We start from the raw sequence: 11,456 nt of genomic DNA, 5'->3' as shown, positions 1-11,456 counted from the left end.
GATGGTGGCCAGGACCGTGTCCAACTGCGCCCGCCACCGATCATGATCTATCCTCAAACCCGCGGCTGCCGCGGCTGTTTTTGTTGTCTTCACAAACCACAGATCATGCCCCGGCAGCCGCTCCCACCAGCGCAAACACGCCGCGCAACCACACAACCCGCGATCTACGGCTGTAGTACTAGTGGTTGATACTCGTACGAAGATATCAGGACCACTCCAGCAGCTGATTAATAGTGGACAGGTCAAGTTGACACGGATGGATTTAAATTAGATGCCGCCATCACCAGAGTGGATTGCAGCGCATGCCGCGCTATCGTCGGACATCACAAGGATTGGTAAGCGCAATGGCTTGCGATTTCAAACGATGGCTGATCTCGTTAACACTGACGAACGTTATCCTGCGCTAGTTCCCCTGATCATTGACTGGGTGCGTCATGTTGAAGAGAAGTCGGGTTTGAAAGATCCTCGCGAGCTCGCAAATTTTAGAGACGGACTTTACCGTTCACTAACCACAATCGATGCGATGGGCACTGATGCAGTTCCGCTATTGATGGATCAGTACTATCTAGATCCTCGGCTTCCGGAGGTGAACGCCTACGCAGTCGGGAATGCGCTCCGCTATCTTGCCGTTCCTAGCGACTTCGACAACATGGCGAAGCTCGGTGCTGACCGGTCGTTGGGGTCCGGCCGCGCCGCCATCCTCGAGTGGCTGGTCAACCAGGGGCTTCCTGAGGGTTTGCAGATCGTCGTTGACCAGCTCGACGATCCCAGCGTGCGAGCACTGGGAATAAAGTATATCCGTCAGTTCAAACCTCTACCGTCGGGATTGCGGCCCGTTATTGAACAGTATTTAGACGATTCTGACAGTGAAGTGAGAAAGCAAGCTCGCGCTACATTGAAACGGTTGCCGAAGTAGTCGATCAACGATTCTGGGTTGAGTATTAAAATATCTGGAAAAATTTCGACTATATTGAATTCCGTCTGACGATCTGCTATTCTAATGGTGTTTATGGATAACGTCATATTCCGTACTGTTGTGAATACCGTGACCAGCTGGCAGGAAGCTGCCCGGGTTTTGTAGGTGTCGCGCCTCCCGCAACCAGGTCAGGACGCCGGTACTTGGGGCGATATCCTCAATGACTACCTCGCGCAAGCCCATCAAGCCGACGGAACTCTCAAGCAAGGATCGGTCGGAACTGCTCAGCTACAAAATAGTGCCGTCACAAGCTCAGCCCTTGCCACAGACGCGGTCACCGCAACTCACCTTGCCACCGGCTCTGTGACGGCTGATGCCCTCGCTGACACGTCGATTCCCGTCACGAAACTCAGTAATACTGTCCAGTCGAGCCTTACCAAGGCAGACAACGCTCTGACACAGACGGCAGGGGACAGCCGCTATGCCACAGCGGCGCAAGGTGCCAAGGCGGACAGCGCATACCAGAAGCCCAGCGGTGGCGTACCTCTCTCAGATCTCAAGAAGGCCGACCTGGATACTACCTATGCTTCAGCAGCGCAAGGAGCGAAGGCGGATGCAGCGCTCACCCAACCTGTTGCGGACGGACGTTATGTGCGGTTTGTAGACCAGAACGGCGACCCGCTCTCCGGTCCGGCGACCACCACCATCCACGTCAACACCACCACCGGCGAGATCGACGACATCACCTTCGAGGGGGCTTGATCCATGGGGTACATGAAAGACTCCGAAGGTCGCCGACTCGACAACTTCCCCGTCCGGCAGGAAGCCCTAGCATCACGCCCTGACGGCTGGTTCGCCCGCGCCCGCCACGGACTGTTCGTGCACCGGGTGTGGGGCGGAGCGGGCACAACCATGACGGTCAACCGCAACGGCACCGTCGCTGCCACCCTCGACGGCTAGCGTGCGCTTCGGCGATGCGGGATGTGTGTTGCTTCGGAGTCGGGTCGTGCGTGCCTCGGTGTCTGGCTATTCCAAGTGTAGGACGGTGACCGGTCAGTTCCTATGTTGCTCAGTACTTGCCGTGATAGCGGGGCTACTAGCCCTTGGTCTGCCCGACAGAGCCGTATCGCTTTCGCCACTATCCGCGGGTCCAGCCGACGCGTGCGTAGATCTGCCGACAGGATAGCGCCGCGTCGGTGAGCTGCCCAATCTCGTGGATGTCCGTGGCGGTAGAGCCTGATCGCAGTGTTTTCTAGCCGCTCCTTCACTCATCTCGTCCGTAGTGCTTTCCCTACACTCGACAGTGACCACCCGGTCTTGTGGGCGATCTGGCGGTAGGAGTGGCCGTCGGTCTTGAGTTGTCGGATCTTGGCCAGGTCGTCGTCATTCAGTACTCGTGGTGTGGTGTCGATGCCAGCGTCGCGGAGGTGGTTGCGCACGGTGGAATCATGCACCTTCATGGTTCGGGCGATCTCGAGGATGTTGCCGCATTGGTGCCACAGGTTGACCATGTGCTCGATCTCATCGATGGTCTTCTGCTTTGCCGGTTTCGGGAGTGGCGCTGTTCGTGGTCGTCGACCGCCCTTCTCGGCTGACCGGATGGTTCGTTCAAGCCTCTGAGCTGCAATGACGTGATTGGAGTAGGAGTGCAGGACGCGCACCATAGATCCTTTACAGTGGAGTCCTGTTGAGTGGTGTATGACTGGCCCGGTGGCTGCGAGCCTCCCACGGTGAGCGCGGCCATCGGGTGATCCTTCGAGTGAAGTTCTCACATTCCGACTCGAAAGGAACGACCACGATGACCGCTGTCGCTGGCGGGTATCGACCCTGCCCAGTTTCTTCATGACCACTCACCCAGGCCTCCACGGATCTGATGCGCCAGATGCTGGCGACGTTCATCAACGCGCTGCTTTCCGCCGATGTCGACGCGGTGTGCGGGGCCGGCTACAACTCCCGCAGCGACGAGCGGGTCAACTCCCGCAACGGCTATCGCCACCGCGAGCTCGATACGCGGGCGGGCACCATCGACGTCGCGATCCCGAAACTGCGGGCGGGCACCTATTTCCCGGACTGGTTGCCGCAACGGCGCCGCCGGGCTGAGGCCGCGTTGTGTTCGGTGGTGGCCACCTGTTACCTGCTCGGTGTGTCGACCCGGCGGATGGACAAGCTGGTCCAGTCGCTGGGGATCACTGGTCTGTCGAAGTCGCAGGTGTCGGTGATGGTGGCCACCGGCGTCAACGCCGACGGGCACCGCGAGGTACTCGGGGTGCAGATCGCCACCGGCGAAACGCATGCCGGCTGGCTGGCGTTCTTCCGCGACCTGACCGCCCGGGGCCTGTCGGGGGTCGAGCTGGTCACCTCCGATGCCCACGCCGGGCTCGTGGAGGCTGCTGCGGCCACCCTGGGCGGTGAATCGCCCCGGGTTGGTCGGAGGCTCTCGAACCTGTGAAGGATGGAGAGCATGGCAGTACCTCGGAAGTGCAGCGTTGAGCTGAAGGAGCGGGCGACGCGGATGGCGGTGGAAGCCGGCCAGGATCCGGCTACGCGGCCGGGAGCGTTCACACGGGTCGGCGATCAACTCGGTGTGCACCCGGAGGCGCTACGTACCTGGGTCAAGCAAGCCGAAATCGATGGCGGGCAGCGGCCGGGGACCACGAGCAGCGGATTCCGAGCGGATCGCGCAGCTCGAGCGGGAGAACCGCGAGCTGCGGCGGGCGAACACGATCTTGACGCAGGCGTCGGCTTTTTTCGCCGCGGAGATCGACCGCGCACAGCGTTGATCGTGCGTGTTCGTCGCCGCTTCTCGCGACGAACACGCCAGTCGATCCGATCTGCGCGGCCCTACGCGACACTGCCGCCCAGATCGCTCCGTCCACGGTACGGGCCCACCTGAGTGCGAACAAGACCGAGGCGCCACGCACGGTGCGTGACCGGGAGATGCTTGGTGAGATCCGCACCGTGCACGCCGACAATCTCGGCGTCTACGAGGCCCGCAAGGTCCACGCCGAACTACGCAGAACCGATATCGGCGTGGCGCGCTGCACCGTCGAACGATTGATGAAAGCCGATGGACTGCGAGGGATACCGAGGTTGAAGACACGTAAGACCACCCGCAGCGATGGCGCCGAAACCCCGCAACCGGCCGACCGAGTCGGCCGGCAGTTCACCGCCGAGGCGCCGAACACCTTGTGGGTGGCGGACCTGACCTACATCCGCACCCACTCCGGTTGGGTGTACGCGGCGTTCATCCTCGACGTGTACTCGCGCGTGGTCGTCGGCTGGCAGGTCTCGACCACGATGCACACCGACCTCGCCTTGGACGCCGTAGACATGGGGTTGTGGGCGCGTGATCGTGTCGGCCAGGATGTGGCCGGACTGATTCACCACTCCGACCGCGCAGTGCAGTATCGAGCGATTCGTTACACCGAGCGTCTCGCAGAAGCTGAAGCGGTGACTTCGGTTGGCTCCAAAGGTGATTCGTATGACAACGCGATGGCCGAGGCGTTCAACTCGTTATTCAAGGCGGAATGTATCCGTAACCCGATCATGCGCCCGAAGAGCGGGTGGGGCGGTGTCGGCGACGTCGAGATCGCGGTCGCCGAGTACATCGAGTGGTTCAACCACCGCCGTCTGCACGGCGAGATCGGACACGTCCGGCCCGTCGAGTACGAGGCCGCCTACTGGGCGGCCCACACGGTCACCAGCTACCGTGAGAACCCGGTCCCAGCAGAGGCCGGAACCAACTAACCGAGCCTCCAGCAAACCCGGAGCGATTCACATCGGTGAATGATGGTGACATGCGTACAAGCCCCGGACCAGATACATTGGGTGACCCCGACAATCCGGTGACCGCCCTGACCGCGGTCGCCCGGCGTCGTGCCGAGGTCGCGCGAGAGGAGGAGGTTGCCGTCCGACGAGCCCGCACGGCAGGACTGTCGTGGGCCGAAATCGTTGTGTTGCTTGGCATTTCCAAACAGGCCATGCACAAGAAGTATCGGAGCGTCGGCTGATGACGACGCTGCCACTGCAATCGCGACCGGTGGTGCTCGCTCTCGGCGCCGACCTACGCGCCGCCGGCTACACCGCGGATGGTGTGTCAGAGACACTCGGTGACGACGCCAACGACGCCCTGGGCCGCGGCGTCTGGTGGCCCGCTTTGCGCGCGGCACGTCCTGGCGGCGCCCGGGAGTCGCTATCGACACTGATCAGACTGTTCCTACTCGGTGCCGACGAGGACGAGCCGACGCTGGCGGCGGCCTTCCCGAGTACCGGAGTGCCGGCGTTGATCGCCGAGGGCGTCGTCGAACAGCGTCTCAACGGCCGATACCGCGCGATCCTCGATATCCGTCCCCACGCCGACGACGCCAATGATTTCCTGGTCATCTCCGATCAGGACGCGGCGATGCGCAGCGGACCTGTGGCCCACGACCACGTTCTCGGCATCGGTGGAGCGTCGATCTCTTTGGCGCGTGCGGTGATCCGCGACCGCGTCGATACGGCCCTGGATCTCGGCACGGGGTGTGGCATCCAGGCATTGCATCTCGACGCCCACTGCGGGTCCATCGTCGCCACAGACACCAATCCGCGGGCGTTGGCCTTGGCCGCGGCCACCGCGACGCTCAACGACATGAGCTGGGATCTGCGGGCGGGTAGCCTGTTCGAGCCCGTCGCCGGCGAACGGTTCGACCTGATTGTGTCCAACCCGCCGTTCGTGGTTGGGGCCGGCGCTCAGGAGTACATTTACCGAGACTCCGGACGGGCCGGCGATGCCGTGTGCGCTGAGCTGATTGCCGGGTTGCCGGACCACTTGACCGACGGCGGAACCGCCCAATTGCTCGCCAACTGGATAGTGCGCGACGGCGCCGACTGGCGGGACCGCGTTCGCGGCTGGCTGGCTGGCACCGGACTCGACGCCTGGGTGGTGCAGCGAGAGCTCGCCGACCCGATCAGCTACATCTCTCTGTGGCTCTCCGATGCCGGCGAGGATCCCGATCAGGCCGCCCGCCGCGGCACCGACTGGCTGGATTGGTTCGCCGAGGAGAAGATCACCGGAATCGGCATGGGCGTCATCACCGTTCGCAAGCGTGCCGGCTCGCGGTCAACCGACGGCGAGCACATCCTCGAAGAGATTACTGCTGCGGGGGAGGAGGTGACCGGACCCGAGGCCAAAGCCTTCCTGGACCGGCGCGACTATCTGCGTGCCCACGATGACGACCACCTGCTGACGGCGCGGCTGGCGTGTGCGCCGGTTTACTGCGATACCCAGTCATTGCCTGGCGATGATGGCTGGCAGGAGATCGCGTCAGCGGTGCGACGCCCCGGCGGACCGGGTGCTGTCCTCGGCGTCGACGAGGTGTCGCGAGCGCTGCTCGCCGGATGTCGCGGAGCGGTCGAACTGGGCACTCTGATCGATTTGCTTGCTGCGCACCACGGTGTCGGCGCCGACGCTTTGGCGCAGGCAACACTTCCCGTGGTCCGCGAGGCCATCGGCCGCGGAATCCTCTTCGAGGTCCGGTGAATAGTCGGATTCCGCACGCCCGAGGACCGGCGGCCACGCCCGTGCACCAGAGTCGCGCAGACGGCAAACGCCGAGTCCATCAACATCGGTTAGAACAACAAGATGTTGCCGCCGCTGGGTAGAGAGCTCCTCGTCACAGCCATCACCAGGGCCTGCCCTCGCCCCGTCGACCGGACGAAGCCAGGTCAGGCGCCCAAACCCGGCCATCCCCGCCCCGACCACGGCCAGCGACAGTTGTGCACTAGGGTGTCTCTCCCAATTCTTCCGCCAAGACCCGCAAAGGGAATTGGGAGACACACCGTAGCAGACATACCGTGCGGCAGACCGTTTGGCCGGGCGTGAATAGGCGAATCGCAGATCGCAGGTGTAATCCGCCGACGGTGCACCAACCCCAGCGCGAACCCGACAGCAGCACGAACGCACTCATCCCGCTGACGTACGGGAACACGTGGGGTGGGCATGGCGCTCGTGGCGCAATCGGTGTGGTGGGAAGTGATCATGCTCGAAATCGCCAGGCCGTTTGTCACGTCGATCGCGAGGGTAAGGAGTTCATCGGTCCCGTCCCCACTGTAGGACCGGGTCGCCGCTGCTACCGGGTGCGGCGCTGCCGAGTCCCACTCGCCACATTTGTTGTAATCATCACTTTGGTCACGGGTGGACCATCGGTGTGACTCAACGACGAGGGGGTCGCAGCGGACGCCAACCCGGTGCGACCCCTCATCGGAGTTGGGTTTCTCAGGTGTACAGGTCGGCGATCGCCTGCTTGTAAGTGTCGCTGATGACGTTGCGCTTGAGTTTCATCGTGGGAGTGAGTTCGCCCGATTCGATGGTGAAGTCGGTGTCGAGGATTTCGAACTTCTTGATCGCCTCGGCCTTGGATACCTTCGAGTTGGCCTCGTCAACAGCCTTGGAGATCTCGGCGCGCAAGTCGGCGTTCCTGGCCAGGTCGGTGAGCGAGGTGTTGGCCGGCAGGTTGTGACGCTCGAGCCAGCCCGGAGCCGCCTCGGGGTCGATCGTGATGAGCGCACCGATGAACGGCTTGTTGTCACCGACGACGAGGCACTGACTCACCATTGGGTGTGCACGGATGGCGTCTTCGAGCTGCGCCGGCGACACGTTCTTACCGCCTGCGGTGACGATCAATTCCTTCTTGCGGCCGGTGATGTAGAGGTAGCCGTCCTCGAGGCGGCCGATGTCGCCGGTGTGGAACCAGCCATCATGGATCGCCTCGGCGGTGGCCTCAGGATTGTGCCAATAGCCGGTGAAGACCACTGGTCCCTTCAGCAGCACCTCACCGTCCTCGGCGATGGCCACCGATACCCCCGGAACAGGGCGACCGACCGATCCCACACGCTGGTGGTCCTCGTTGTTGGCGGTGACCGCCGCGGTCGTCTCGGACAGGCCGTATCCCTCATAGACGGGGATGCCGACGCCCCGGAAGAAGTGGCCGAGGCGGGCGCCGAGCGGGGCGCCGCCGGAGATGGCCCCCTCGCAATTGCCGCCGAGTGCGGCGCGCAGCTTGTTGTAGACAAGCGCATCGAAGATCTTGTGCTTGATCGTCAACACCAGTCCGGCCGAGCCCTTTTCGGTGGCCTTGCTGTACTCGATGGCGGTGTCGGTGGCCTTGTCGAAGATTGAGCCCTTGCCGCCGTCATAGGCCTTCTGCTTGGCGGAGTTATAGACCTTCTCGAATACGCGCGGCACCGAGAGCACGTAGTTCGGTTTGAAGACAGCGAGATCGTCGATGAGGTTCGGGATGTCGTTGGTGTGGCCGAGGATTACACCGTTCTCGACGCAGCCGACCGCGACGACACGGGCGAAGACGTGGGCCAGCGGTAGGAAGAGCAGGGTCGACTTGCCCTCGGCGAGTCCGGCGCCGACCGCATCGCGCGTCGCCGCGCACTCGGCGAGGAAGTTGGCGTGGGTCAGCACGACGCCCTTCGGTCGGCCGGTGGTGCCCGAGGTGTAGATGAGGGTCGCCGCGTCGGAGGACAGCTGATTGGCGTGCCGCTCGTCGAGCTGCTCGTCGCCGATCTGCTCGCCGCGCTTGGTCAGTTCGTTCACCGCACCGCGCTCGATCACGAGGGTCTCGCGCAGTGGATCGCCGGCGTCGACGACCTCGGCGTGCTTGCTGAACTGTGCTTCGGACTCGACGATCAGCACAGACGTTCCCGAGTTCTCGACGATGTACTTGACCTGATCTGTCGCCGAGGTCTCGTAAATCGCGACTGTCACCGCCCCCGCACGCCAGATCGCGTAGTCGAGAACCGTCCACTCGTAGCGGGTGGCGGAGAGGATCGCGACACGATCGCCGGGTGTCACCCCCGAAGCGATCAGGCCCTTGGCAACGGCGTCGACCTCGTCGGCGAAGTGCTTGGCGGTCACGGTGATCCACGTCCCGCTGCTGCGCCGCTTGAACAACGGCATGGTCGGGCGTTCGGCGCGATACCGCAGGATCGCGTCGACGGTGGTCGCCTTGTCGTCGACGGAGAGATCGGACGGTGTCGTGTACTCCTGCATGCTGCTCCTGACGAAAAACCCGACATAGCGGTCAACCCGCTGGTCGGCGCGGCGATTTTATGTGCGACCGAGGGTACCAGGATTCATGAGAGGGTCGTCACAGCAGGCGGTGGTGGTGGGTGACATCGGCGTTCGCGCGTCAGGAGCCTGTTCACGTGGGTCTGTGGACAGATGCGCCTCGAGATGCGGTCTCTTCGGTCCGTGCGCATTACAGTTGTCTCGATGAACGGGATACGCAGACCATGACCGAGACCCCAGCCGCCGACCGTCCCGACGCCGACGCGATCACCTTCGACGACCTCGACATCGACGATCGTGTGCGCAGTGCGATCGCCGAGGTCGGGTACGAGACGCCCTCGCCGATCCAAGCTGCGACGATTCCGCCGTTGATGGCGGGCCGCGACGTTGTCGGCCTGGCCCAGACCGGTACCGGTAAGACCGCTGCCTTCGCGATCCCTATCCTGTCCCGCATCGACCCCGCGGTTCGTCGTCCGCAGGCGTTGATCCTTGCGCCCACGAGGGAACTTGCCTTGCAGGTGTCCGAGGCCTTTAGCCGGTACTCGGCGCATATGCCCGAGGTGCGCGTGCTGCCCATCTACGGTGGGCAGAGTTACGGCGTGCAGCTGGCCGGGCTCCGGCGCGGTGCGCAGGTCATCGTCGGAACCCCGGGCCGCGTCATCGATCACCTCGACAAGGGCACCCTCGACATCTCCGAGCTCGAGTACCTCGTCCTCGACGAGGCCGACGAGATGCTGACGATGGGCTTCGCCGAGGACGTCGAGCGCATCCTGGCCGAGACGCCCGATTCCAAGCAGGTGGCGCTGTTCTCCGCGACCATGCCCAGCGCGATTCGCCGACTTGCGCAGAAGTACCTGCACGATCCGCAGGAAATAACGGTCAAGTCCAAGACCGCGACCGCCCAGAACATCACGCAGCGCTATCTGCAGGTGTCGCATCAGCGCAAGCTCGACGCGTTGACCCGGTTCCTGGAGGTCGAGTCCTTCGACGCGATGATCGTGTTCGTGCGCACCAAGCAGGCAACCGAAGAACTCGCCGAGCGACTTCGGGCGCGCGGATTCTCGGCGGTGGCCATCAACGGCGACATGGTGCAGGCCCAGCGAGAGCGGACGATCAACCAGCTCAAGGACGGGGGGATCGACATCCTCGTCGCCACCGACGTCGCCGCTCGTGGACTCGACGTCGACCGCATCTCACACGTGGTCAACTACGACATCCCGCACGACACCGAGTCGTATGTGCACCGCATCGGTCGGACCGGGCGGGCCGGGCGGTCGGGTAACGCCCTGCTGTTCGTCTCGCCGCGGGAGCGTCACCTACTCCGAGCCATCGAACGCGCTACCCGCCAACCGCTCACCGAGATCGGGTTGCCGTCGGTGGAGGACGTCAACGCCCAGCGTGTGGCCCGCTTCGCCGACTCGATCACCGAGAACCTGACCTCCGAGCACCTCGACATGTTTCGCAAGCTCGTCGAGGACTACGCGCGCGACAAGGATGTCGCCATGGCCGACATCGCTGCGGCGCTGGCCCTGGAGACGCGCGACGGTGGCTTCCTGATGACTCCCGATCCGCCTGAGAGCGAGCGGCCGGCCCGCCGTGAACGTGAACCGCGCAAGGGTGGAGGCTCCTACGCCACCTATCGCATCGCGGTGGGCCGCAAACACAAGGTGTCACCCGGCGCGATCGTCGGAGCGATCGCCAACGAAGGCGGCCTCACCCGGGGTGATTTCGGCAACATCAGCATCCGCGACGACTTCTCCCTCGTCGAGTTGCCGGACAACCTCGACCGCGACACCCTCGACCGGCTCCGAGATACCAGAATCGGCAAGAACCCGATCGATCTGCGCCGCGACCAGGGTCCGCCCCGTGCCCGGGGCGGAAACAAACGCACTGGTCAAGGTCAGCGAGGTCGGGAAGGTCACCACTCGCGCGGTGACAGCTGGGGCAAACGCGGGTCGCGTCATGTCGCCGGCCGCGGTCGTAGCTGAGGCGACTCCCCAGTGCAGTCGCGATACCCGATGCGTACGTGACACTGTTGGGTGTTTGGAAATTCTTCCGTAACCTCAGTGGCGGTTCGAACGAAGATCCATGTGGACCTCGTCCGACCCGTCCGTCAGATGTACGCGAGCATTTCAGGAGTAGTCACCAGTGTCAGTGGTGGATTCGATCTCAGCAGCCGAAGCCTTGTCCCACACCCGCGAGGGCGGCGCCGTCGTCGTCGACGCCCGCCCACAGGTGGTCCGCCACCAGGGTTCCTTGCCCGGTGCGGTCGTCGTGGACCCGACCGACGTCCGGTCGCGCTTGGCCCCGACGCCGTCGGGAACGTTCCCGGTCATCGGGCATCGTGACACGGAGATCAACGTCGTATCCGTGTCGTCGCAGGCGCCGCGCATCGCCGAGCAGATCGCCGACCTCGGCTACACGAATGTGCACTACGTCGACGGTGGTTTCCGGGCACTTCGTCAAACCACACCGTGAACGTGT

10 protein-coding genes and 1 pseudogene are annotated in these 11,456 nt (G+C 63.6%); 9 read left to right on the top strand and 2 right to left on the bottom strand.

The window, feature by feature from the left end; genetic code table 11:
• The first annotated feature begins 364 nt into the window (after positions 1 to 364).
• The 3 genes from EF294_RS16290 (at position 365) to EF294_RS16280 (ending at position 1,876) form a co-directional block, all read left to right on the top strand.
• The gene (locus EF294_RS16290; RefSeq protein WP_246007905.1) at positions 365 to 916 is read left to right on the top strand and encodes a HEAT repeat domain-containing protein; all 552 of its coding nucleotides are present in this window, start codon (positions 365 to 367) and stop codon (positions 914 to 916) included.
• A gap of 165 nt (positions 917 to 1,081) precedes the next feature.
• Entirely contained in the window at positions 1,082 to 1,678 is a 597-nt protein-coding gene (locus tag EF294_RS16285; RefSeq protein ID WP_123931936.1) for a hypothetical protein, read from the top strand.
• Between the two features lie 12 nt (positions 1,679 to 1,690).
• A complete protein-coding gene (locus EF294_RS16280; RefSeq protein ID WP_123931934.1) occupies positions 1,691 to 1,876 on the top strand; it encodes a hypothetical protein in 186 nt (61 codons plus the stop codon).
• Positions 1,877 to 2,184: 308 nt separating this feature from the next.
• On the opposite strand, the gene EF294_RS21530 is transcribed toward EF294_RS16280, so the two are convergent.
• Complete coding sequence (locus EF294_RS21530; RefSeq protein WP_123931932.1) at positions 2,185 to 2,427, bottom strand: helix-turn-helix domain-containing protein; 243 nt, start codon at positions 2,425 to 2,427, stop codon at positions 2,185 to 2,187.
• A 294-nt stretch (positions 2,428 to 2,721) separates the two neighbouring features.
• Between EF294_RS21530 and EF294_RS16270 the strand changes: the two are divergent.
• The 4 genes and pseudogenes from EF294_RS16270 to EF294_RS16255 all read left to right on the top strand — a co-directional run.
• A pseudogene (locus EF294_RS16270) lies at positions 2,722 to 3,326 on the top strand (transposase); the annotation flags it as partial.
• A gap of 419 nt (positions 3,327 to 3,745) precedes the next feature.
• A complete protein-coding gene (locus tag EF294_RS16265; protein ID WP_342774358.1) occupies positions 3,746 to 4,663 on the top strand; it encodes an IS3 family transposase in 918 nt (305 codons plus the stop codon).
• Between the two features lie 50 nt (positions 4,664 to 4,713).
• Complete coding sequence (locus tag EF294_RS16260; protein ID WP_123931930.1) at positions 4,714 to 4,926, top strand: hypothetical protein; 213 nt, start codon at positions 4,714 to 4,716, stop codon at positions 4,924 to 4,926.
• The gene (locus EF294_RS16255; RefSeq protein WP_123931928.1) at positions 4,926 to 6,434 is read left to right on the top strand and encodes a DUF7782 domain-containing protein; all 1,509 of its coding nucleotides are present in this window, start codon (positions 4,926 to 4,928) and stop codon (positions 6,432 to 6,434) included. The genes EF294_RS16260 and EF294_RS16255 overlap by 1 nt, the downstream gene beginning before the upstream one ends.
• 735 nt (positions 6,435 to 7,169) lie before the next feature.
• Here EF294_RS16255 and EF294_RS16250 read toward each other — a convergent pair.
• The gene (locus EF294_RS16250; protein WP_123931926.1) at positions 7,170 to 8,954 is read right to left on the bottom strand and encodes an AMP-dependent synthetase/ligase; all 1,785 of its coding nucleotides are present in this window, start codon (positions 8,952 to 8,954) and stop codon (positions 7,170 to 7,172) included.
• 242 nt (positions 8,955 to 9,196) lie between these two features.
• Between EF294_RS16250 and EF294_RS16245 the strand changes: the two genes are divergently transcribed.
• Complete coding sequence (locus EF294_RS16245) at positions 9,197 to 10,960, top strand: DEAD/DEAH box helicase (RefSeq protein WP_123931924.1); 1,764 nt, start codon at positions 9,197 to 9,199, stop codon at positions 10,958 to 10,960.
• A gap of 160 nt (positions 10,961 to 11,120) precedes the next feature.
• Positions 11,121 to 11,450, top strand: a complete 330-nt coding sequence (locus EF294_RS16240; RefSeq protein WP_123931922.1) for a rhodanese-like domain-containing protein — start codon at positions 11,121 to 11,123, stop codon at positions 11,448 to 11,450.
• Positions 11,451 to 11,456 lie beyond the last annotated feature (6 nt).

Source organism: Gordonia oryzae, from assembly GCF_003797185.1.
Classification (GTDB): Bacteria; Actinomycetota; Actinomycetes; order Mycobacteriales; family Mycobacteriaceae; genus Gordonia; species Gordonia oryzae.
Note: the sequence above shows the minus strand (reverse complement) of the source record. Positions and strands in the feature narration are given on the sequence as shown.